Source organism: Hydrogenophaga laconesensis (assembly GCF_031457235.1).
Classification (GTDB): Bacteria; Pseudomonadota; Gammaproteobacteria; order Burkholderiales; family Burkholderiaceae_C; genus Hydrogenophaga; species Hydrogenophaga laconesensis.
Window position 1 is genome coordinate 38,229 of record NZ_JAVDWE010000016.1, and the last position, 22,804, is coordinate 61,032.

Below are 22,804 nucleotides of genomic sequence, written 5' to 3' on the forward strand. Positions count from 1 at the left end.
CTTGCGTGGCGGAGGCAGGCACTTGCGAGCAAGACTGATCGGAGCAGAGGCTCTCGCCGCCGCCGCTCAGGCATCGGCTGTGTTGTTGGTTGCGCCGGGCGATCTGAGCAAGGCATTCGCCCTGGTCATGATTGTCACGGCGGTGCTACCAGGATTGATGCTGACGGGGGATGTGAAGCTGATCAACGCGGGGCTGACAGACGCATCTGGCAACCTGATTGTGAAGACGGTGGCGTCTACCGCACTCAACATGCCGCTCGGAGCGGCCGTGTTGTTCCTGCAGGAGTCGACACAACCCTTGTTGCTGCTGGCGTTGTTTCTCCTGTTTGGCACGATTGGCGCGACGGCCCAGACCTTTTCTTCGACCTGGTATTACGTCCAGCCCGACAAATCCAGTGTGATTCGCAGCAAGTTGGTATCGGTTGGCGTGAAAGTGGCATTCGCCGGCGCTGCAGTGTGGTTTTCGGAGCTCACGCTGGCCTTGTTGGGTATCGGATTGGGGGCGATCATCGAATTCGCCATGAATTTTCGAAGCCTGCCCTGGCATGCGAATGCAGAGTCGGTCGGTCGATCCACCCTTCTTTCGCCTCTGGGGCTCGCCTATGGCGTGTCCCGCATCGTTTCGGCGGGGCTCAAAGTGGGTCTGACAACGCTGTTGGGGCCGTTGATCGCCAGCTTTTTGGTCATCGAACAACTTGTGGGTGGGGCGAACTCGATTTTCGAGAAATATTTCGTGCGAAGCGTTCGCTGGCGGCAGGCAGTTCGCGCCATCAAGATTCTGTATCTCATTGCAATGCTGGCGTTGGTCCCGTGGTTGGCATCACAGCCATTCTTGCCGCAAGAGAAAATATCCCTGTTGTGGTTGACCATCGTGGCATGTGCGGGATTGCTGCCCCTCTCGGAGATGTACATTGCGCTGGAAAGGCGTGGTCAATCATTTGTCGCCATTGGCTCCAGCATCATTTCCATCACCTGTGCCGGGCTTCTGTTCATCGCATGGCTGACGAACACTCTGAGCTGGGCCTCGCTCATCGCTTACGTCGCGCTGCCTGGCTCCACTTTTATCTTCTATTGGCTCTCCTCCACCCATGCTCGTCACAACGCTTAACACCAAGCTGATGAATGAATACGGCCACAGCACGGTCGGTACCTGGTCCGCATTCACGGATCGCCGCCTCGTTGTGGTGGTCAATCCCGAAGATGTCGCGCCCTTTCAGAGCAATCTGGGTGAAAAGTACAGCGTGATTCCTTTCAGCGCCGACAGTCTGAAACACATGGCGAACATCCGCGCACGCGAGGATGAACTCGACCTTCATCGAGGCGACTACCGCTGGCAGGCGGCGCGTTTCTCATGGAAGGTGTTCGCCATGGAGGAAGCGTACAAGGTGTTCCCGGATGAAGATCCCGTCACCTGGCTGGACGCTGACTCCATGCTCAAGGAGGGCTTCGATCAGTGGTTATCAACCTTGTTCTCGCCGACGCACGCGGTATCTTTCCTGGGCCGGGCACACAAGCAGCTGCATGCCGAAACGGGTCTCATCAACTTCAGAGGCGCCCTGGGGCGCGTCATGTTCGAACGGGTGCTTGACATCTACAAATCCTTGGAACTGTTCGAATTCAACGAGTGGACAGATTCATATATTTACACCTCGGTACTGCAGTTCAACAAGCATTGCTTCGATATCTGCAAACATCGTGGTGTGCGTTCATCGAACCCCCTTTACGAACTGGACAGAGGCCGGCACATACTGCACCTCAAAGGCATGCGAAAGAATTCTTCAACCATGTTGCTTGACGACCTCAGGGTACTGTTGCGCCGATGAACAAGATTCATGTTTGTTGTGGAGGCGTTTACCTCCAAGGGTATGTGAACATTGACAAATACCCCTTTGAAGCCGGGGACGATTCTCGTTCCGGTTGTGTGGCTGATGTGTTGGCCGATGTGTTCGAGTTGCCCTACGCAAAGGGCACATTGAACGAGATCATCCTGGTGCATGGCATGGAGCATTTCACGCGCTACGATGGTCTTCGGCTGCTCGAAAAGTTCTCCGAACTTCTCTCGCCAGATGGGGTGCTGTATCTGGAAATGCCCTCCCGCAACCCCGTTTTCTTCCTGACGGTGCTGGAGCGTCTCACAGCGATCCTTGCTCCCAGCCGTGCAACCAACCGCTTCGGCCGCGGCCCGGCGTCGTCAATGCTCTGGGGCAATCAATGGGCGGGCTATGACTACGAGACACACCGCTACCTCTGGAGCGCGGCTGAAGTGGTGAAGGCCTGTCGAGAGGTCGGATTGACGAAGCATGCCGTGTTCCGTTACCCCGCCAGCCACATTCCGTTTCGCGACATGGGTGTTGCTGTCTCAAAGAGCGAGGCCGCCCTGCGCTACCAACCTCCAACCATTCGCCGCCGTGCCAGAAAGGGAATGCCAGGCAACGTGCTGGGGCTGGGGCGCGGCATTGCCCATGTGATGGCCAGCGTATTCAGGGCACGCTGATGGAGGCGCCCCTGGCGCGAAAACGAGGCAGCAGACGCCGGTGGGTGCAGCACCTCGGTTTGGCGTTCATGCTGCTGGGCGTTTTCCTGGAACGGCCCGACATGTTCGCGACGTCGATATTACTTTTGCTCGTTTCAACACCTTTGCGCGAACTGGGCAGGCGGATCACCACGTTCAAGGTGGAGTTGCTGGTCCTCATGGGCTTGATTGCAGTGCAATGGGCCGCGCACAGTCCAACGAATGCCCTGGTGTTGACGCTGTACCTGATGGGGTTGCTCAACGGCATGCTGTTACCGCATCCTCGCGTGATCGGTCCCCGATCGTGGGCATCGCTTGCGATCGCATGCCTGCTCCTGGCGTTGTTGTTCACATCGAGTCTTGCGCCTCATCTGGGCCTGTCCTCGGAAGGATCCGCCTTCGGCACGAATCCTGACGACTATCGGATAGATCCTCGTTCACTGACGTACGCCGTGTTCATTTTCCTGCTGTATCAGGGCCCGTACTTTCGTGGAAGAACGCGTTTCAAGCTCCACATTTCCCTGATGTTGGCAGTCGCCGCCCTGGGTACGAACAAGTTCGGCATGCTATACGCAGCGCTGTTCAGGGTCGCACCGCGGTTGGTGATACCCGTGTTGCTGCTCCTGGCCACGGCATTGACGGCTGCGGGCATCGCCAGTGTGGGGTTCACCGCAGATCGCGCAGCGCTGTGGTCCAACTTCTTCTCCAACTTTCCCATCTGTGACTCCGCCTATGGCGTTTGCACGGGACTGATCAGCGCGAGCAACGAGGAAGGCGTTCGCAGCTTTCACAGCATCGCGCTGGATTTTCTCTGGTATGGGGGTATCGCAGGTCTCGCTGGGGCGCTCTACTTCCTGTTGCGGGTGGCGATGGTGCCGTCCAACTTTGGAAGATCGGCGGCGGTGCTTTTTGCAATGGCCCTTCTTTTCGGTTTTCCACCCTTTTTCAATGAGCGACATGTCCTCATCGTCTACGCCGTTCTCATACTCTTCTCAGCGCGTCATCGTGGTCTCTCTCATCGGACATTACGAGCGAATCGCTCAGTACCTTTTTCGGGAGGACGCGCTGCCACAGTACCCCGGCGTCACATCAATGGTCTCGCTCCGGGTCAAGGCCCGGAGCCCATGGTCTCTGATGAACGCGTGCTGGGTGATAGCTAGACACCTCCTTGCCCAACCGAAGTTGCTGATCGGCATTCCCAGATCCAACTCGCGCGCAATCCGCATGCTCGTTGCGCTGTTCTTTCGCGTGCGCTACTTCACCTACAGCGACGGCCTGGGTGATTCGATCCACCGCTTCTTCATGGAGGACGCGAGCAACTACGTTGGACATGTCGGGTTTCCAAGCCTGAGCCGCCAGCCACTGATCCATGAAATCCCTTTCACGGAGTGCATCGAACCCTGGGGAGAGCGCATCCGGTTCGACAGCAGCGCGCCTGTACTGGTCATCGTGAAAACACCCAAGGAAACGACTTTCGATACAGCGCATCTGACGCGCCTCTATGCGCGCACGATCACATCCATTGCCAGACACCGTCCTGTGCTTTTGTCAGGAGGGCTCGCTGGGCTTGAACTGCCTGACTCGCTCGATGTGCGTGTACTGGGCCCCTTGATGACCTTGTCCGACACCCTGCCCATTTCTGCCGCCATCGGTCTCCCCAGCACCGCATTTCTGACGCTGTCCATGAAGCTGCCACGCGAACGCCTGCGCATCATGCGAATGTGCTGCGCTCGCAACCACCCCGATGCAAACAGGCGGATAAAGTCGATGAAACTCACGCTCGAACGCTGCATGAACCAATTGACCTCGACCTGCGACGCATCGCGTCCTCTGCCAGATCAACCCGCCCCGAGGAGCAGCACGTGAACAAATACACCAAATATCTTTCCGAGATTCTTGGCTCGGTCGTCAAGGGTCAGTTTTCAGCACCCTCCCGGCACTGTGTGTCTTGCATGCGCAAAACGCGGTTTCTTGTTTCTGGCCCGGAGTCGCGTTCGATCCGCTGCCTGAACTGCAAATCAACGGCCATTTCCCTGGCCACCGTGGCTCAAATCCAGCGCCTGGCCCTCAACCCCGAGTCCAGTGCGGTCTATGAGCTGTCTTATCACGGCGCGGTGCACCGATACCTCAAGCAACGGTTTGCAAACTTCGAGTGCTCTGAGTACTTTGGCCCGTCGGCCTTGGGTGAGGTGGTCGACGGTGTGCGCAACGAGGACGTACAACGGCTTTCGTTCGCAGACGGTACGTTTGATCTCATTTCCTGCACGGAAGTCTTCGAGCATGTGCCGGACTATCTTGCGGGTTTTTCGGAGGTTTTCAGAGTGCTTCGTCCGCAGGGTTGGTTTGTCATGACCGTGCCATTCTTTGACACCGTGCACACACAAGCCATCTGCCGCCTCACTTCAAACGGTTCATTGCAGTGGCTTCAGGAAGAGGAGTACCACGACAGCCAGGTCACGGGCGTTGGCACAGTTCCCGTGTTCTGGCATCACTCCAGGCATCAGATTCTCGAAGACCTGCGGAAGGTTGGCTTTCGGACGGCGCGTCTCGAGGAAAGCCGGGACTACGTCGCACACATCCCGCAGCTCGTGGTGGTTGCCCAGAAGTGACCATGCCGCGGCCCGATTCGCTCCATGAACAGACCCCGCACGTGCGCGTGCTGCTGGCCACCTTCAACGGTGCGCCCTGGCTGGACGCGCAGCTGGAAAGCGTCCTGGGACAGCAAGGTGTTCGTGTATCACTCGTGGCCAGCGATGACAGCTCGTCGGACAACACCCTGGAAGTGCTCCAGCGATGGGCATCGAGCGCACCGGTTGAAATTCTCCCGCCCGCGACCGGACGCTTTGGCAGTGCTCACAGGAATTTTCTGCGTCTCATCAGGGATGCTCAAGCAGGCAACGCAGACTTTTTCGCGCTGTCCGACCAGGACGACATCTGGCTTCCAGGCAAACTGGTTCGGGGCATCGAGTGCTTGAATGCGATGGCGGCACAAGGTTACTCCAGCAATGTCACTGCGGTCTGGCCCGACGGCCGCCGGCAATTGATCGACAAGGCTCAGCCCCAGCGGGCCATGGATCATCTGTTCGAGTCTCCGGGGCCGGGGTGCACCTTCGTATTGCCACGGCACGTGTTCCTGAAACTCAAGGCGTTCGTGATGGAACATTTCGATCGCCTGCAGTCGATCTGGGTCCATGACTGGCTCATATATGCATTTGTTCGCTCCACCGGCGGCCGATGGCACATCGACTCCCAGGCGCTCATGCTGTATCGACAACATGGACACAATGAGATTGGCGTCAATGCCGGATGGCGTGCAGCGATGAACCGGTGGAAACTCGTACGATCAGGCGCCTACCGCAGGGATGTTCTGGCGATTGCCGATGCGACAGGCGTCGCCAATGACGTGGTGAAGTCACTTCGGCGCCTGAACGTGGTGGACCGCATGCGTTTGATTCTGCGTGCACGAGAGTGCCGTCGGCGCTTGTCTGAATGCCTGATGCTGGCCGTGCTTTTTCTGGTGATGCCCCGTGAGTGAAATTGCTGTCACCGGCGCCAGCGGCTTTATCGGCCGGGTTCTTATTGGCCGCTTGCTGGCGGCAGGGGAGACGCCGGTAGCGATCTCGCGCCAGCCCTTGGAGATTGCTGGTGCGCGCAATGTGGCGATAACCGACTACGCCCGCACAGCCGAACTCGCCGCCCATCTCTCCGAGGTGGAGGCATTGATCCATCTGGCGGGAAGAGCCCATCAGGCATCTCATCCAGGCCAGGATGAAGCTCTGTTTGAAGCCGCCAACATCGATACGGCACTGTATGCGGCACGCGCCTGCATGGCCGCTGGCGTCAAGCGTTTCGTATTCGTCAGCTCCATCGGTGTCAACGGGAACCACTCGGCGAAGCCCTTTCTCGATACCGACGAGCCCGCTCCGACCGAACCATATGCTGTGAGCAAATGGAAAGCGGAGCAGGCCTTGGGCGAATTGCTGGCAGGAAGCCCAACCGAACTGACAATCATTCGACCGCCTCTGGTCTATGGCCCCGGCTGCCCGGGCAATTTCAGGAAACTGGTTCGATTGGCCGCCACATCGCGCTGGATACCCTTGGGAGCCCTGGATGCGCCTCGCAGCTTCATTCACGTCGTCAATCTGGCCGACGCGTTGATCACCGCAGCTCGCCACCCCGGACTCGATAGGGAAACATTCCTTGTGGCCGATGCGCGTGATATCACCGTTGGCGAAGTCGTACGGATCCTCGCCGGCTCACTTCATGCAAGCAGAGCTCGCGTGATCAACGTGCCCGTCCTGCTGTTGAAGATCGCGGCATTTCTCCTGGGACGCCGGGCCCTATTTGACAAATTGGCAGCACCTCTTCAGGTCGACGCCTCCCGGTTTTCGCGTGTGACTGGATGGAAGCCCGAAATCACGGTTGAAAAAGGGTTGCGCGACACCGCCAAGGCATTCGAGAAATGAAACGACTCTTCGACGTGTTCCTGGCTTTGATGGCCAGCATCATCCTGATGGTGCCGATTGCGCTCACCGCCCTTGCCGTCCGGCTCACCTCGAAAGGCCCGGCGCTTTACTGGTCCGACCGTGTCGGCCGCCACAACCGCATCTTCCGCATGCCCAAGTTCCGCAGCATGCGCACCGACACGCCCGCCGTGGCCACCCACCTTCTCACCGATCCTTCGCGCTACCTCACGCCCATCGGCCCCTTCCTGCGCAAGAGCAGCCTGGACGAACTGCCCCAGCTCTGGAGCATTCTGAAGGGCGATATGAGCTTCGTCGGCCCCCGCCCGGCGCTGTTCAACCAGGACGACCTGATCGCCCTGCGCACCGAACAGGGGGTGCACGAACTGGTGCCGGGGTTGACGGGCTGGGCACAAGTCAACGGCCGGGACGAACTGCCGATTCCACAGAAGGTCGCGCTGGATGCAGAATATCTGCGGCGCCAGAGCCTGTGGTTTGACGTGCGCATACTCTGGATGACGTTTGTCAAAGTGCTGCGCCGTGATGGCGTGGCCCACTAAAAATGCAAAACAGGGATCATCGAAGCAACGCCGCCGCTGCGCTTCTGCACATGCCGCGCGTGGGCAAACGCTTGCTCGCGGTGCTGGTGGACATCGCGCTGTGCGCATTCACCGTCTGGCTGGCACTCTGCCTGCGTCTTGAGCACTGGGTGCAGCTCACACCAGCGCATGGACTGGCGATCATGGGCTCCGTGCTGATCGCCCTGCCGCTATTCATCCGCTTTGGCCTGTACCGGGCCATCTTCCGCTACGCCGGCTGGAACGCCATGGTCAGCCTGACCCAGGCAATGGTCCTGTACGCGCTGTTCTATGCCACCGTCTTCACGGTGATCGGCATCCCCGGCGTGCCCCGTACCGTCGGTGTGATCCAGCCTCTATTGCTGCTGCTGGCCGTCGGTTTCAGCCGCGTGATGGTGCGCTACTGGCTGGGCGACCTCTACCGGTCGATCCTGCAGCGTGAGCACCTGCCCGGCATCCTCATCTACGGGGCGGGCCTGGCAGGCCGACAACTGGCGGCGGCACTCTCACGGGGCAGCGAACACCGGCTGATCGGGTTCCTCGACGACGACGACCAGCTGCAAGGCAACAGCCTGGATGGTCGCACCGTGTACGACCCGAGCGAACTGGCCGAGCTGATTCCCGACCTGGGTGTGACCGATGTGCTGCTGGCGCTGCCCTCCATCTCGCACCAGCGGCGCCTGGACATCCTCGACACCTTGCGCCACCTGCCGGTCCACGTGCGCACCCTGCCTGGCATGTCCGACCTGGCCGCAGGCCGCGTGACCATGAGCGACGTGCGGGAGCTTGATATCGAAGACCTGCTGGGCCGCGACCCGGTGAAACCCGACAGCATTTTGCTCAACCGGCTGATCCACGGCAAAGTGGTCGCCATCACGGGAGCAGGCGGCAGCATCGGCAGCGAACTCTGCCGGCAGATTGCCGCCTGCCAGCCACTCACGCTGCTGCTGGTGGAGAACAGCGAGTTCGCGCTCTATCAGATCCACCGCGAACTGGAGGCGTTCTTTGCGGCGTCGGGCGACGAGGCCCCCCCGGTGGAACTGGTTCCCCTGCTGGCTTCGGTGCAGGACGAGGCGCGCATGACGCAGATCATGCAGGCCTGGCGGCCCGCGACGGTCTATCACGCAGCCGCCTACAAGCACGTCCCGCTGGTGGAGCACAACCCGGTGCAGGGCTTGCGCAACAACGTCTGGGGAACCTGGGTGTGCGCACAGGCCGCGCAGGCAGCGGGCACGGACCACTTCGTGCTGATCAGCACCGACAAGGCGGTGCGCCCCACGAACGTGATGGGCGCCAGCAAGCGCATGGCCGAAATGGTGCTGCAGGCAATGGCAGCGGAGCCAGGCAGCTCCACGACCTTCGCCATGGTGCGTTTCGGCAATGTGCTGGGCTCCAGCGGCTCGGTCGTGCCTCTGTTCCGCGAGCAGATTCAGCAAGGCGGGCCGATCACGCTGACCCACCCGGACATCACTCGCTACTTCATGACGATCCCGGAAGCCGCACAACTGGTGATCCAGGCCGGCGCCATGGCGCAAGGAGGTGATGTGTTCGTGCTGGACATGGGAGAACCGGTGCGCATCTTCGATCTGGCGCAGCGCATGGTTGAACTCTCTGGCCTGAAGGTGAAAAACGAGCAGGATCCCGCCGGTGACATCGAGATCCAGATCACCGGTCTGCGCCCGGGGGAAAAGCTGTACGAGGAGCTGCTGATCGGCGACAACCCGCAACCCACCCAGCACGCGCGCATCATGAAGGCGCAGGAAGACATGCTGCCCTGGAGCGAGCTGCAGACCGTGCTCAAGTCGCTGGAGACGGCGATGAACAAGAACGACACGACCGCCGTGCTAGCGCTGCTTCAGGCCTGTGTGCAGGGCTACAAACCAGCCTGCGAGGTGGTCGATTGGCTGCACTCGTCTCCCAGCAGCACGCTCGAAACCGAGGCTGAACGCGCCTGAGTCCAAAAAAAAGCCACCTTGCGGTGGCTTTTGAAAGTCCTTGAAGGGACGTCGTTGGGAGACCAGATTCAAACGCTTCTTGACGTGTTGTGTTTGCCGGATCTGTTGTTCTGATGTTGTGACAGCAACGCCTTGAATTGTGCGCCCGCACATCCCTTTTGGTCATCCCCCATTTGTGGGAATATGCACGAACGACCGAACGGGAAAAGTCCAAAAACGCCTGCAAATTCAACAAGCTTCGGCCAAAGTGACCACCCGGGCAGACAGGATCAAAGGTCGCATTCGCAGACCAGCGGCGATAGCCACTGGCGCTGGCTCCTCACACAGGCAGCTCCACCACGAAGCGCGCACCGCCACCCGGACGGTCTTCGCAACGCACCTGTCCGCCATGGCGTTCGATGATCGTTTTCACCAATGACAGGCCCAGACCCACGCCTCCCTCGCGCTCGCTGGCACCCGGCAGGCGGTAGAACGGTTCAAAGATCCGGGTGCGCAGTTCCGGTGGCACTCCCGGCCCGCGATCTTCCACCAAAATCGTCACGCGCGGCCGGCCCGTTCCCGATGGCCTGGGTGCGTGGATGCTCAGGCGAACCTGCGCATCATCCGAGGTGCCACCGTGGCCGTATCGCCGCGCGTTCTCCAGCAGATTGCGCAACACCCGGCGCAACAGCCGGGCCTGGCCGTGCACCAGCGCAGGCGTGGCGCCGGGGGCGATATCCAGATCGGCACCCGTGCGGGCACATTCTTCCGCCGCGAGACCCACAAGATCGACCTCCTCCGTGGGCCCCAACGCAGAGGCGTCCCGGGCGTCGATCAGATCCAGCCGGCTCGCGAGCAGGATCTCGTCAATCAACTGATCCAGCTCATCGATGCTGCGGGCAATCTCGGCGCGCTGCGGTGCGCTCACGTGGTCCTTGCCCAGCAGCTCCAGCCCCATGCGGATGCGCGCCAGCGGCGAACGCAGTTCGTGAGAGGCGTTGGCCAGCAGCGCCTTGTGCGACTGCAGCAGCGTCTGCACGCGCTCGGCTGCGGCGTTGAAGCGGGTCGCGAGGAAGGCAACTTCGTCCTGACCCTGCATCGGCAGGCGTGTCGACAGGTCGCCATCGCCCCAGCGCTCCACGCCTTTCTGCAAGGCTTCGAGGCGCTTGGTCAGGCGGCGCACGATGGGATAGGCACCCAGGGCAACAGCAAAGGCCACCAGGCCGAGCAGCCAGGCAAAGCCCGTCGGTGTCTGGAACCACTCGGGCGCGCGGCGCCCTGCGTTGCTGCTGCCCGCTGGGCGGTTCGGGCGGGGAAGCAGGACGTAGAGCGTCTGCCCGTCCTTCATCACCACCTCGAACTCCCAACCTTCCCCGGGAATGCTCACCGCGCGCGCGGGCGCCTGGCCCACGATCTCGCGCGCACCGTCGCGCACGATGATCGTGCGCGTCACCCGCGCCTCGCGTTCGGCGCGGTCTTCATCCAGCGCCTGCTGCCACAGCCAGCCCGTCACGAGTGTGAGCACGGTCACGGCGGCCACCACCGCAAGCCAGATGCGCACATACAGACGGGAGCCGAAAAGCGAACTCATTCCTGCTGCTTCGCAAACACGTAGCCCACACCGCGCACGGTGAGGATGCGTTTGGGGTCCTTGCTGTCGGTCTCGATGGCGTTGCGGATGCGGCCGATGTGCACGTCGATCGAACGGTCGAACGCCTCCAGCTCGCGGCCACGCACGGCCTCCATGATCTGGTCGCGGGTGAGCACGCGGCCCGCGCGCTCGGCCATCGCAACGAGCAGGTCGAACTGGTAGGAGGTCAGCTCACAGGGCTGACCCGCCACCTGGACGGTGCGCGCGTCGCGGTCGATGTCCAGTGAACCGAAACGCAGCACCGGCGTCGTGCGGGAGACCGTGGTATTGCCGGTGTCGCCCCGGCGGCGCAGCACGGCGCGCACGCGGGCCAGCAGTTCGCGCGGCTCGAAGGGCTTGGGCAGGTAGTCGTCGGCGCCGAGCTCCAGGCCGATGATGCGATCCATCGGGTCGCCCTTGGCCGTGAGCATGAGCACCGGCACACGGGCCGCATCGCCAGGCAGCGAGCGGATGCGGCGGCACACCTCGAGGCCGTCGATGCCGGGCATCATGAGGTCGAGGATCACCAGTTGCGGCTGGATGAGCTGGAATTGTTCCAGCCCCGCCTCTCCATCGCTGGCATGGGTGACCTCGAAACCCGACTGGCCCAGGTACTCCACCACCATTTGTGCCAGGCGGCTGTCGTCTTCGATCATCAACAGGGGAGCGTTCATGGTTTTCAGTGTAGCGGCGTGGGCCGGTAGCCATGATCGTGTCAGTGCTGTGTGAAGCGGGCTTTCGGGTCACGTAAAGTCATGTAAATGAGCCCTTCAGCGCCCTGGTCTCCCGAGCCCGCAGCCCTGCCAGCGGCGTCGCTGGCCGCGCTGCTGCACCAGCGGGCTGACGAACGGCCGCTGGCAACGGCCCTGCGCTGGCATGAACCCGGTCAACCCACGCCAGCTCCCCGCTGGTCACATCTCACCTTCGGCGAGCTGGACCAGCATGCGCGCGCATTCGCCCGGTCCCTGGCGGATCACCACGGCGTGGACCGCAACGACCGCGTGGCATGGCTGGGACTGAACCACCCAGGACAGATCGCCCTGCTCTTCGCCCTGGCCCGCCTCGGCGCCATGCTGGTTCCGCTGAATCACCGGCTCTCGCCAACCGAATGGGCCGGCGTGCTGGGCGATTGCCGACCCGCGCTGCTGGTGCACGACACGGCCCTTGCGGCGCCGGCACGCACCCTCGCCCACCCGGCCACGCTGCACGTGGACGATCTGCCCGTCGACGACACGATGGACACCGAAGCACCGGACAACCGCGATCAGCCAGCCCTTCTGGTCTACACCTCAGGCACGACGGGCGCCCCCCGAGGCGCCGTGCACAGCCAGGCCAACCTGCTGGCCAACATGGCCATCGCCGCGCAAGTGCAGGGCATGAGCGTGCAAGACACCGTGCTCACCGTGCTGCCGCTCTTCCATGTGGGCGGGCTCTGTATCCAGACCCTGCCTGCGCTTTCCACCGGAGCCCAGGTGCTGCTGCACAGCCGCTTCGACGCGGGCACCACCCTTCGCAGTCTGCGAGAAGACCGCCCCACCCTCACGCTGCAGGTACCGGCCACACTGCAGGCGCTCACGACCCATGCCGACTGGGACAGCACCGACCTCGCCAGCCTGCGCGCCATCTGGGCCGGCTCCAGCCTGTTGCCTGCACCACTCATCCAGGCCTGCCATGCGCGTGGCGTGCCCGTGTGCAACGTGTACGGCAGCACAGAGACTGGCCCGTTCTCCATCGCACTGCCACCCGAACTCGCCGCCAGCCACCTGGGCTCGTGCGGCTGGGCAGCACCTGGTGTGCAGGTGACACTGCGTGACCCGGCGGGCATGTCCATTCAACCGGGCGAAGTGGGCGAGGTGTGGGTGCGCGCGCCCAATGTGGTGCGGCACTACTGGCCCGCACAGCCCGCCTGCGACGCCGACGGCTTCTTCCACAGTGGCGACCTGGCCCGTCAGGCCACCGATGGCAGCTTCACCGTGGTAGGCCGCGCGAAGGACATGCTGATCTCCGGCGGCGAAAACATCTACCCGGCCGAGATCGAGAACCTGCTGGTGCAGCACCCATGGGTCGCCGAGTGCGCGGTGGTGGGGCAGGAGGATCCGCGCTGGGGCGAGGCGGTGGTCGCGGTGGTGGTGTTGCACGAAGGTGCGGACACCGACTGGGTGCCCGTGCTGCAGGCGTTTCTCGATGGCCGTCTGGCGCGCTACAAGTGGCCGCGCCGCTGGCACCGCGTGGCAGCACTGCCCAGGACCGCGCTCGGCAAAGTGCAGAAGCCAGCCATCAAGGCGCTGCTGGACGGCGCCGCCGGCACCTGATCACGCCTTCGGCCCGACAGGCGCGAGGCGTGCCGCCAGCCAGATCAGCAGCAGCACCGGCACGCCCAGGCAGGCGGTGGCGATGAAGAAGGTCGGGTAGTCATAAGCGTCTACGAAGGCGCCAGAGTAGCCGGCGAGCCACTTGGGCGCGAGCAGCATCATCGAACTGAACAGCGCGTACTGCGTGGCCGAGTACTGCACATTGGTCAGGCCCGAGAGGTACGCGATGAAAGCCGCCGAAGCCACGCCCGCGCTCAGGTTGTCGGCCGAGATCACGAACACCAGCGCGGTGACGTCGTGTCCATGGCCCGCCAGCCAGGCGAACAGCAGGTTGCTCGCTGCCGAAAGGATCGCGCCCAGCATGAGCACGCGCATCACGCCCAGCCGCAATGACAGCGCACCACCGACGAACGCCCCGACCAGCGTCATGATCACGCCGAACACCTTGGTCACCGCAGCGACCTCGTCCTTGGTGTAGCCCATGTCCACGTAGAACGGGTTGGCCATGATGCCCATCACCACATCGCTGATGCGGTACACGCCGATCAGCGCCAGGATCAGCAACGCCTGCCGACCATAGCGCCGCAGGAAATCGGCGAACGGTTCGATCAGGGCGCCGCGCAGCCAGTCGGCCGCATTCTTCGCGGGTGGTAACGCCAGCCGCGCGGGCTCGCGTGAGAACAGCACGGTCAGCACGCCCACCAGCATGCTCGCGGCCATCACCAGGTAGGCGGTGGTCCAGGCCGCCTGCTGGTACAGCGCGCCCGGCGCGGCGGAGCCCAGGGCTGGCAGCGCGGGCGCCAGTTCGGCCCGCGCGGCGATCCACAGCACGCCAGCACCGGCCCAGATCATGGCGAGGCGATAACCGGTCTGGTAGGTCGCCGCCAGCGCACCCTGGTGCTGGACGTCGGCCGATTCGATGCGGAAGGCGTCGAGGGCGATGTCCTGCGTGGCCGACGCGAAGGCCACGGCCAGCGCGCACCACACCACCAGTTGCAGCTCGGTGCGAGGGTCGGCCAGGGCCATGCCGGCCAGCGATACCATGATCAGCGCTTGCGACAGCAGCAGCCAGCTGCGCCGCCGGCCCAGCCAACGGGTGAGCAACGGGATCGGCAGGCGATCCACCAGCGGTGCCCAGCACCACTTGAAGCCGTAGGCCAGGCCCACCCAGCTCAGGTAGCCGATGGTGGTGCGATCCAGCCCCGCTTCGCGCAGGCGGAAACTCAGCGTGCCCAGCACCAGCAGCAACGGCAGACCGGCGGAAAAGCCCAGCGCGAACATGCGCAGGCTGGCCGGCTCCAGGTACACCCGCAGCGTATCGCCCCAGGTGGGCCGCGCCGGGGGCGTGTCCGTGGAGGCGGGCTGCGTCGTGGTCTGCGGCGAGATCGGCGGCACGGACATGATGAAGAAATTGTGTGAATGAACGTGGATGCAGACGAGCACGGACGCACGGCTTTGTCTATTATTCACGCATGTGCTTCCTCTGCGACCTCAAGTCCCCCCCCCTCTCAGATCCCGTCCGGCCCGAGCATGTGTGGTCGGCGCGGCGGGCGTTTCTGCTGGCCGGCACGGCAGCTGCGGCGGGTGCCGCATTGCCCGTTGCGGCGCAGGTGGACGTCGGCGCAGGTTCCTCATTGCGCAAGCTGGTGCCAGCCGAGGAACTGGAGGGTGCCGCGAACCAGCAGTACAGCCAGATGATGGCCGAGGCCAGCGCCAAGAAGCGGCTGATGTCCGACAGCCATCCGCAGGTACAGCGGCTGCGCGGCATCGCGCGGCGCATCGTGCCCCACACGCCGCAATGGAATTCGCGTGCACCGCAATGGAAGTGGGAGGTCAACCTCATCCAGAGCGATCAGATCAACGCCTTCTGCATGCCGGGCGGCAAGATCGCCTTCTACACCGGCATCCTCGAAAAGCTCAGCCTCACGGACGATGAGACCGCGATGATCATGGGCCACGAAATGGCCCACGCCCTGCGCGAGCACGCCCGGTCTCGCGTGGCCAAGAGCGGCGCCACCAGCGCCGTGCTGTCCATCGGCGCCCAGTTGCTGGGCCTGGGCCAGCTGGGCGACGTGGCCGCCAACCTGGGCACGCAGTTGCTCACGCTGAAGTTCAGCCGCGAAGACGAAACCGAAGCCGATCTGGTAGGCCTGGAGCTTGCGGCCCGTTCCGCCTACCAGCCCCGGGCCAGCGTGTCCCTCTGGCAGAAGATGTCGGCCAATGGCGGCGGCGCGGGCGCGGGCTTCCTGTCCACGCACCCCAGCGGCCCGGACCGCATCCGCCAGCTGGAAGCCAACCTGCCCAAGGTGCAAGGCCTGTACGAGCAGGCCCGCAAGGGTTAAGCCCGGTCGCGCACGTACGGGTTGCTGCGCCGCTCGTCACCGAACGTGCTTTCCGGCCCGTGGCCCGGAATGAAAACGGTCTCATCGCCCATGGGCCAGAGGCGCTCCCGGATGCTGTCGAGCAACTGCTGGTGGTTGCCCTGAGGGAAATCGGTGCGCCCGATGCTCCCGGCGAACAGCACATCGCCCACGAAGGCCCGCTTCGCTTCAGGCGAATGGAATACCACGTGGCCGGGCGTGTGGCCCGGGCAATGCCGCACATTCAACGTGCTGTGGCCGATCTGGACCGTATCGCCGTCGGCCAGCCAGCGGGTGGGCGTGAAGGCCTCGGCCGGCGGAAAGCCGAACATCGCGCCTTGCTGGGGCAGCCCGGTAATCCAGAACTGGTCGCCAGGATGCGGCCCGATGATGGGCAGATCGAACCGCCGGGCGAGTTCGGCCGTGCCACCGGCATGGTCGATGTGGGCGTGGGTCTGCCAGATGGCCTTGAGGTGAAGACCGAGCCGCTGGACCTCGGCCAGCAGCACATCGAGCTCACCGCCCGGATCGATCACCGCCGCATCCTGGGTTTCGTCGCACCAGACGATGGAGCAGTTCTGGGCGAAGGCGGTGACGGGAACGGTCTGGTAGCGCAACATGGAGGGCTCGTAAAAAAGGAAGGGCGCGGCGCCTAGAGCGCGCTGCGCTGCTTGAGCGACAAGACCGAGAGGCCTGCCGCGATGAAGGTCAGACCGGCGCCCATGTTCACACCCCGCACCAGCCTGGGCCGCGCCTGCAGCCAGCCGGCAAGGCGAGACGCAAAACCGCCCATGAGGGAAAAGATCACCGCCGTCATCACCGCGAAGATCGCACCGTACACCAGCATCTGCACCGCCACGGAGCCCCGCTCGGCGTTCACGAACTGCGGCAGGAAAGCAAGCACGAACAGACCAGGTTTGGGGTTGAGCACGTTGGACAGCACGCCAGTGAGCAGGACGCGGCGCAATGGCAGGTGCGCCGACGGCTGGAAGGAAATCAGGTTGCCCGCCACCAGCGCCTTGCAGCCCAGCCACAGCAGGTAGACCGCGCCCACCACTTTCACCACCCAGAACGCCTCGGGCGAGCCCTGGATGATCAGCGACAGCCCGAAGGTGGCCGCCAGCGTGTGGAACATGATGCCCAGGCCCGCGCCGAAGGCCGAGAGAGCGGCCGCCAGCGGCCCCTGGCTCAGGCCCCGACCGATGGCCAGGATGTTGTCGGGGCCGGGCGACACCACGACCAGGATGCAAGCGGCCGCGTAGGCCAGCAGGATGTCGGTGGGGAACATGGGCAGCTCCCTGGGTCAGTGCGTGAAGTCGTATTCGATCGTCAGCGGCGCGTGATCGGAGAACTTCACGTCCTTGTAGATGGACTCGGTGCGCGCCAGCGCGGCCATGGCCGGCGTGGCCAGGTGGTAATCGAGCCGCCACCCCACGTTGTTGGCATAGGCCTGGCCGCGGTTGCTCCACCACGTGTAGCAGGCGTCCGTGGTGTCGGGTTGAAGGCGCCGGTACACGTCGACCAGGCCCGCTTCACCCAGCAGCTTGGTCATCCAGGCGCGCTCCTCCGGCAGGAAACCGCTGTTCTTCTGGTTGCTGCGCCAGTTCTTCAGGTCCTGGTTCTGGTGGGCAATGTTCACATCGCCACAGAGAATGAACTCGCGCTCGCCCTTGAGCGCCTGCAGGTGCGGATAGAAACCGTCGAGAAAGCGGTACTTCGCCTCCTGCCGCTCGGGCCCCGAGGACCCGCTCGGAAAATACACGCTGAGGATGGAGAGCTTGCGTTGGGGCGTGTCGAACCGCAGCTCGGTGAACCGCCCTTCGGCGTCGAATTCGGCCGAGCCGTAACCGATGCGCACATCGCTGGGTTCATGCCGGGTGTACACCGCCGTACCGGAGTAGCCCTTTTTCTGTGCGTAGTGGAAATGCCCCTTGAGACCGGCGAGTTCTTCGAAGCGGCCACTCACATCACTGGCCTGGCATTTGACTTCCTGCACGCAAATACAATCGGGCCGGTGCGCGGACAGCCATTTCTCCAGGCCCTTGGTGGTGGCGGAACGGATGCCGTTGAGGTTGAGGCTGGTCAGTTTGAACAAGGACGTCTCCATGGAGTTGGATACAGGCGCGGCCCATGGTGGCGCGCCGGATGCTGCGCTCGCGCAGGAATTCGTGCAGTTTTGTGTCGATGCCGGCGTGCTGCGCTTTGGTGAATTCAAGACCAAGGCCGGGCGCTTGAGCCCCTATTTCTTCAACGCCGGGTTGTTCGACGACGGCGCCAAGCTGGGCCGGCTCGCGCAATTCTATGCAAAAGCCCTCGTGGCCAGCGGCATCGGGTTCGACATGATCTTCGGTCCCGCCTACAAGGGCATTCCTCTCGGTGCGGCGGTGTCCATCGAACTCGCGCGGCTGGGTCGCAACGTGCCTTTTGCCTACAACCGGAAAGAGGCGAAGGACCACGGCGAAGGTGGCACGCTGGTGGGTGCACCCCTCAAGGGCCGCGTGCTGATTGTGGACGATGTGATGTCCGCCGGCACCGCCGCGCGCGAATCGATCGCGCTCATCCGCGCCGCCGGCGCCACGCCGCACGCCATCGCCATCGCGCTGGACCGCCAGGAGAAGGCCACCGAAGTCGGGCCTGACGGGCTTGTGCGTGATGTGGACCACAGTGCCGTGCAGTATGTGCAGCGCGAACTCGGCATGCAGGTTTGCACGATTGCGAGGCTGGCAGATTTATTGCAGTATCTGACGACTCATGCTGGCGGTGAAGCCGACGCGCACCGCGAAAGGGTGCTGGCCTATCGACAGCGCTACGGCGTGTCCTGACCACCCCTTCCACGATGCCCGCGCACCATTTACCACGCCCTATCCTGTCCCCGCCCCTGTGGACCGTTGGCGGTGTCCTGTTGCTCGGCGCGGGCCTCTGGGGGACGGCGAATGCGCAAAGCGGCGGCATCTACACCTGCGTCGACAGCCAGGGACGGCGCCACACCTCGGACCGCCCCATCGTCGCGTGTCTGGACCGCGAACAGCAGCAACTCGGCAACAGCGGCACCGTGCGCAAGACGCTGCCCCCCAGCTACACCGCGGATGAACGCGCCAGGGTGGACGCCCAGCGCAAGGCCGAAGAGGAGCAGCGGGCCCGTCTGCTGGAAGAGCGCCGGCGCGAGCGTGCGCTGCTGATCCGCTATCCGAACCAGGGCGTGCATGACAAGGAGCGTGCCGACGCCCTGGCGCAGGTCGACGAGGTCATCGGTGCGGTTCACAAGCGAGAACTGGCGCTGGCGACCCAGCGCAAGGACATTGACGCCGAGCTGGAGTTCTACCAGGGCGATGCCAGCAAGGCACCCAACTGGCTCAAGCGCAAGATCGAGGACAACGAGAAGCAGGTGCTGGTGCAGAAGCGCTTCCTGGACGAACAGGTCCAGGAGAAGCAGCGCATCAATGCCCGCTTCGATGAGGAGTTGGTCAAGCTGCGCCAGCTCTGGACGGCCGCTGGTGTGACGCGCAGCGGCACCACGCCCTCGCGCTGATCAACCGAGCTTCTGGCGCAGCAGGTCGTTGACCTGTTGCGGGTTGGCCTTGCCGCGGCTGGCCTTCATCGCCTGGCCCACCAGGGCGTTGAAGGCCTTCTCCTTGCCGGCACGGAACTGCTCCACCATCTCGGCGTTGGCGGCCATCACTTCGTCGATGATTTTTTCCAGCGCGCCGCTGTCGTTCATCTGCTTGAGGCCCTTGGCTTCGATGACGGCGTCGACCTCGCTGCCCTCACCCGTCCACAGCGCATCGAAGACCTGCCTTGCAGCGTTGTTCGACACGGTGCCATCCGCGATGCGGCCAATCAGCGCGGCAAGTTGCATGGCGCTCACCGGCACGCGGGCCATGTCCGACTCGTCTGCGTTGAGCCGGCGCGACACCTCACCCATGATCCAGTTGCTCACCAGCTTCGCCTGGCCACTGGCCTTGCCCGCGGTCTCGAAGTAGGCCGCCATCGCCGGGCTCTGCGTGAGCGTGGTGGCGTCGTACTCGGGCAGACCGTAGTCGCGCACCAGGCGCTCGGCCATGGCACGTGGCAGCTCAGGCATCGCGGCCTTCACCTGCTCCACCCAGTCGCGCGCGATCACCAGGGGCGGCAGATCGGGGTCCGGGAAGTAGCGGTAGTCGGCGGCGTCTTCCTTGGTGCGCATGGCGCGGGTCTCGCCGGTGTCCGGATCGAACAGCACCGTGGCCTGCTGGATCGCGTGGCCGTCCTCGATCTGCTCGATCTGCCAGCGCACCTCGTAGTCGATGGCCTGCTGCATGAACTTGAAGCTGTTCAGGTTCTTGATCTCGCGGCGCGTGCCCAGGGGCTGCCCTGGCTTGCGCACCGAAACGTTGGCGTCGCAGCGGAATGAGCCCTCCTGCATGTTGCCGTCGCAGATGCCGATCCAGGTGACGATCTTGTGCAGCTCCTTCGCGTAGGCGACGGCTTCGGCGCTGGAGCGGATGTCGGGCTCGGTGACGATCTCCAGCAACGGTGTGCCAGCGCGGTTGAGGTCGATACCGCTCTGGCCGATGAAATCCTCGTGCAGGCTCTTGCCCGCGTCTTCCTCCAGGTGCGCACGCACCAGACGCACGGTCTTCTTCTCGTCGCCAAGGAAGAACGACACCTCGCCGCCCTGCACCACCGGGATCTCGAACTGGCTGATCTGGTAGCCCTTGGGCAGGTCGGGATAGAAGTAGTTCTTGCGCGCGAACACGCTCTGCTCGGCGATGTGCGAGCCCAGCGCCAGCCCCAGGCGGATGGCGTGTTCCACCGCGGCGCGGTTCATCACCGGCAACGTGCCGGGCAAGGCCAGATCCACCGCACAGGCCTGCGTGTTGGGTTCGGCGCCGAAGGCGGTGGGCGCGCGGCTGAAGATCTTGGATTGCGTGGCGAGCTGCGCGTGCGTCTCGAAGCCGATGACCACCTCGTAGCCACCCACCAGAAGGGATTTGCTGGAACTCATTTCAGTAGCCTTGAGGAACGCGGGTGTGCCAGTCGGTGGCTTGCTGGAAGGCATGGGCAGCCTGCAGCAGCGGGCCTTCCTGGAAGTAGTTGCCCACGAGCTGCAGTCCCACCGGCAGGCCGCCTTCGCCGAAACCGGCGGGCACGCTCATGCCGGGCAGGCCGGCCAGGCTGGTGGACAGGGTGTAGATATCGGCCAGGTAGTTCGCCACGGGGTCGTTGCTCTTCTCGCCGATCTTCCACGCCACAGTGGGTGCCACCGGGCCGGCGATCAGGTCGCACTGCGCGAACGCGGACTGGAAGTCCTGCGCGATCAGGCGGCGGATCTGCTGGGCCTTGAGGTAGTAGGCGTCGTAGTAACCGTGACTGAGCACGTAGGTACCGATCATGATGCGGCGCTGCACCTCCGGCCCGAAGCCTTCGCTGCGCGACTTCTTGTACATGTCGACCAGATCGCCGTACTGCGCGGCGCGGTGGCCGAACTTCACGCCATCGAAGCGACTGAGGTTGCTCGACGCCTCGGCGGGGGCAATGATGTAGTAGACCGGGATGGAGAGCTCGGTGCGCGGCAGCGAGATGTCGACCAGGGTGGCACCGAGTTTTTCGCATTCGGCGAGCGCGGCACGCACGGTCGCGATCACGTCGGGCGCGCAGCCTTCGCCGAAGAACTCCTCCGGCAGGCCGATGCGCAGGCCCTTGAGCGGTTGTGCGGCGGTCGCGCCTTCGCGCGCCCGGCCCAGCCATGCGGTGTAGTCCTCGGCCGGATGGTCCAGGCTGGTGGAGTCGCGGTCGATGTCCGGCCCGGCCATGGCGCTGAGCAGCACGGCGCAATCGGCCGCACTGCGGGCCATGGGGCCGGCCTGGTCGAGGCTGGAGGCAAACGCCACCATGCCGTAGCGCGAGCAACGGCCATAGGTGGGCTTGATGCCGGTGACGCCGCAGAAGCTGGCGGGCTGGCGGATCGATCCTCCCGTGTCGGTCCCGGTGACCGCCGGCGCGAGCCGTGCGGCCACGGCCACCGCAGAGCCACCCGACGAGCCCCCGGGCACGCGCGCGGTGTCCCAGGGGTTGCGCACGGGACCGTAGGCGGAGTTCTCGTTGCTGCCGCCCATGGCGAACTCGTCGCAGTTCAGCTTGCCGAGCGAGACCGCGCCCTGCGCGGCCAGGCGCTGGACCACGGTGGCGTCGAACGGGCTCCGATAACCCGCCAGCATCTTCGAGCCGGCGGTGGTGGCGAAGTCCTTGGTGACGAAGATGTCCTTGTGCGCCAGCGGCACACCCAGCAGGGGTGTTCGCTCACCGGCGGCAATGCGTGCGTCGGCCAACCTGGCCTGGGCCAGCGTGGCCTCCTCATTGACCGCGAGGTAGGCGCCGAGCGCCTCGTGCTGCTTCGCCCGTGCCAGCAGGTGCTGTGCGGTTTCGACGCTGCTGGTCTTCTTGTCGGCAATGGCGGCTGCGAGCTCACTCACGCCCAGCGTGTGCAGCTCGCTCATTCGATCACCTTCGGCACAAGGAACAGGCCGCGCTCGACGGCGGGCGCGCTCTTCTGGTTGGCTTCACGGTCATCGGGCTCGCTGGCCACATCCGGGCGCAGGCGCAGCGAGACGTGGTCGATCACGGCGGTGGGGTGGGCCAGCGGTTCCACGCCGGTGGTGTCCACGGCATTCATCTGCTCGACGATGTCGAAGAAGCCATTGAGCTGGGTGAGCATGGTTTCGCTCTGCGCGCCAGAGAGCTCCAGCCGCGCGAGATTGGCGATGCGACCGATGTCGGACAAGGTCAGGGACATGGCAGAAAAGAGGGTTCCGGAGGGGAGGTGAAGGCACCATCTGCAGGGTTTTCGCCCTGAAACGGCTTGTAACCGAACAAATTGCGCCCTGTTTGCGTGCAGTTGTACACAGGCGATACGGTATTATCCAAGGTTTAACGGCGGCGCCCGTTCCGTTGCGGTTTTCGCCTTGGAATCAATCACTTAGCACCGATGCCCGGCCAACCACCCGGCCCCATATACGGCGACGAGCGCGCGCAGCCG

General features: G+C 63.9%; 23 protein-coding genes. 14 read left to right on the top strand and 9 right to left on the bottom strand.

What is annotated here, in order from left to right:
- The first annotated feature begins 22 nt into the window (after nt 1-22).
- From J2X09_RS22440 to J2X09_RS22485, 10 genes are all read left to right on the top strand, one after another.
- Complete coding sequence (locus J2X09_RS22440; RefSeq protein ID WP_204734408.1) at nt 23-1,108, top strand: hypothetical protein; 1,086 nt, start codon at nt 23-25, stop codon at nt 1,106-1,108.
- Complete coding sequence (locus tag J2X09_RS22445; protein ID WP_204734409.1) at nt 1,089-1,823, top strand: hypothetical protein; 735 nt, start codon at nt 1,089-1,091, stop codon at nt 1,821-1,823. The genes J2X09_RS22440 and J2X09_RS22445 overlap by 20 nt, the downstream gene beginning before the upstream one ends.
- On the top strand, nt 1,820-2,494 hold the full coding sequence (locus tag J2X09_RS22450) for a methyltransferase domain-containing protein (RefSeq protein ID WP_204734410.1): 675 nt from the start codon (nt 1,820-1,822) through the stop codon (nt 2,492-2,494). Before J2X09_RS22445 ends, J2X09_RS22450 begins: the two co-directional genes overlap by 4 nt.
- Nucleotides 2,494-3,672: a hypothetical protein gene (locus J2X09_RS22455; RefSeq protein ID WP_204734411.1), complete on the top strand. Its 1,179-nt coding sequence runs from the start codon at nt 2,494-2,496 to the stop codon at nt 3,670-3,672. Before J2X09_RS22450 ends, J2X09_RS22455 begins: the two co-directional genes overlap by 1 nt.
- A gap of 64 nt (nt 3,673-3,736) precedes the next feature.
- A complete protein-coding gene (locus tag J2X09_RS22460) occupies nt 3,737-4,378 on the top strand; it encodes a hypothetical protein (protein ID WP_204734412.1) in 642 nt (213 codons plus the stop codon).
- On the top strand, nt 4,375-5,121 hold the full coding sequence (locus J2X09_RS22465; RefSeq protein WP_204734413.1) for a class I SAM-dependent methyltransferase: 747 nt from the start codon (nt 4,375-4,377) through the stop codon (nt 5,119-5,121). The genes J2X09_RS22460 and J2X09_RS22465 overlap by 4 nt, the downstream gene beginning before the upstream one ends.
- 2 nt (nt 5,122-5,123) lie before the next feature.
- Nucleotides 5,124-6,047, top strand: coding sequence for a glycosyltransferase (locus tag J2X09_RS22470; protein ID WP_204734414.1), 924 nt, complete (start codon nt 5,124-5,126; stop codon nt 6,045-6,047).
- On the top strand, nt 6,040-6,978 hold the full coding sequence (locus J2X09_RS22475) for an NAD-dependent epimerase/dehydratase family protein (protein WP_204734415.1): 939 nt from the start codon (nt 6,040-6,042) through the stop codon (nt 6,976-6,978). Before J2X09_RS22470 ends, J2X09_RS22475 begins: the two co-directional genes overlap by 8 nt.
- Complete coding sequence (locus J2X09_RS22480) at nt 6,975-7,535, top strand: sugar transferase (RefSeq protein ID WP_204734416.1); 561 nt, start codon at nt 6,975-6,977, stop codon at nt 7,533-7,535. Before J2X09_RS22475 ends, J2X09_RS22480 begins: the two co-directional genes overlap by 4 nt.
- A 2-nt stretch (nt 7,536-7,537) precedes the next feature.
- A complete protein-coding gene (locus tag J2X09_RS22485; RefSeq protein ID WP_204734417.1) occupies nt 7,538-9,508 on the top strand; it encodes a polysaccharide biosynthesis protein in 1,971 nt (656 codons plus the stop codon).
- Between the two features lie 319 nt (nt 9,509-9,827).
- Here the strand turns inward: J2X09_RS22485 and J2X09_RS22490 are convergent, their stop codons facing one another.
- Both J2X09_RS22490 and J2X09_RS22495 read right to left on the bottom strand, forming a co-directional pair.
- Nucleotides 9,828-11,078: a HAMP domain-containing sensor histidine kinase gene (locus tag J2X09_RS22490; protein WP_204734418.1), complete on the bottom strand. Its 1,251-nt coding sequence runs from the start codon at nt 11,076-11,078 to the stop codon at nt 9,828-9,830.
- Nucleotides 11,075-11,791 (bottom strand): response regulator transcription factor, encoded by a 717-nt coding sequence (locus tag J2X09_RS22495; RefSeq protein ID WP_204734419.1) that lies wholly within the window; start codon nt 11,789-11,791, stop codon nt 11,075-11,077. The genes J2X09_RS22490 and J2X09_RS22495 overlap by 4 nt, the downstream gene beginning before the upstream one ends.
- A gap of 87 nt (nt 11,792-11,878) precedes the next feature.
- Here J2X09_RS22495 and J2X09_RS22500 point away from each other — a divergent pair, with 87 nt between their 5' ends.
- A complete protein-coding gene (locus tag J2X09_RS22500; protein ID WP_204734420.1) occupies nt 11,879-13,429 on the top strand; it encodes a class I adenylate-forming enzyme family protein in 1,551 nt (516 codons plus the stop codon).
- Here J2X09_RS22500 and J2X09_RS22505 read toward each other — a convergent pair whose 3' ends face one another.
- On the bottom strand, nt 13,430-14,830 hold the full coding sequence (locus tag J2X09_RS22505; protein WP_204734421.1) for an AmpG family muropeptide MFS transporter: 1,401 nt from the start codon (nt 14,828-14,830) through the stop codon (nt 13,430-13,432).
- A 71-nt stretch (nt 14,831-14,901) separates the two neighbouring features.
- Here J2X09_RS22505 and J2X09_RS22510 point away from each other — a divergent pair, with 71 nt between their 5' ends.
- Complete coding sequence (locus J2X09_RS22510; protein WP_204734422.1) at nt 14,902-15,771, top strand: M48 family metallopeptidase; 870 nt, start codon at nt 14,902-14,904, stop codon at nt 15,769-15,771.
- Here the strand turns inward: J2X09_RS22510 and J2X09_RS22515 are convergent.
- From J2X09_RS22515 to J2X09_RS22525, 3 genes are read right to left on the bottom strand one after another with little or no spacing between them, the layout of a single operon-like run.
- Complete coding sequence (locus tag J2X09_RS22515; protein WP_204734423.1) at nt 15,768-16,409, bottom strand: MBL fold metallo-hydrolase; 642 nt, start codon at nt 16,407-16,409, stop codon at nt 15,768-15,770. The two genes, J2X09_RS22510 and J2X09_RS22515, sit on opposite strands and share 4 nt — an antisense overlap.
- A gap of 32 nt (nt 16,410-16,441) precedes the next feature.
- The gene (locus J2X09_RS22520) at nt 16,442-17,077 is read right to left on the bottom strand and encodes a LysE family translocator (protein WP_204734424.1); all 636 of its coding nucleotides are present in this window, start codon (nt 17,075-17,077) and stop codon (nt 16,442-16,444) included.
- A gap of 15 nt (nt 17,078-17,092) precedes the next feature.
- Complete coding sequence (locus J2X09_RS22525; RefSeq protein ID WP_204734425.1) at nt 17,093-17,884, bottom strand: exodeoxyribonuclease III; 792 nt, start codon at nt 17,882-17,884, stop codon at nt 17,093-17,095.
- A gap of 10 nt (nt 17,885-17,894) precedes the next feature.
- Between J2X09_RS22525 and pyrE the strand changes: the two genes are divergently transcribed.
- Together pyrE and J2X09_RS22535 are read left to right on the top strand one after the other, a co-directional pair.
- The gene (pyrE, locus tag J2X09_RS22530) at nt 17,895-18,611 is read left to right on the top strand and encodes an orotate phosphoribosyltransferase (protein ID WP_204734426.1); all 717 of its coding nucleotides are present in this window, start codon (nt 17,895-17,897) and stop codon (nt 18,609-18,611) included.
- An 80-nt stretch (nt 18,612-18,691) separates the two neighbouring features.
- Nucleotides 18,692-19,318 carry a DUF4124 domain-containing protein gene (locus J2X09_RS22535; protein ID WP_310309454.1) on the top strand — a complete coding sequence of 209 codons (627 nt, stop codon included), beginning with the start codon at nt 18,692-18,694 and terminating at the stop codon, nt 19,316-19,318.
- Here the strand turns inward: J2X09_RS22535 and gatB are convergent, their stop codons facing one another.
- Genes gatB through gatC form a run of 3 tightly spaced genes read right to left on the bottom strand, consistent with a single transcriptional unit; the run spans nt 19,319 to nt 22,561 of the window.
- Entirely contained in the window at nt 19,319-20,773 is a 1,455-nt protein-coding gene (gatB, locus tag J2X09_RS22540) for an Asp-tRNA(Asn)/Glu-tRNA(Gln) amidotransferase subunit GatB (RefSeq protein WP_204734428.1), read from the bottom strand.
- 1 nt (nt 20,774) lies between these two features.
- Complete coding sequence (gatA, locus tag J2X09_RS22545) at nt 20,775-22,265, bottom strand: Asp-tRNA(Asn)/Glu-tRNA(Gln) amidotransferase subunit GatA (protein ID WP_204734429.1); 1,491 nt, start codon at nt 22,263-22,265, stop codon at nt 20,775-20,777.
- Entirely contained in the window at nt 22,262-22,561 is a 300-nt protein-coding gene (gene gatC, locus J2X09_RS22550) for an Asp-tRNA(Asn)/Glu-tRNA(Gln) amidotransferase subunit GatC (protein WP_204734430.1), read from the bottom strand. Before gatC ends, gatA begins: the two co-directional genes overlap by 4 nt.
- Between the last annotated feature and the right edge of the window lie 243 nt (nt 22,562-22,804).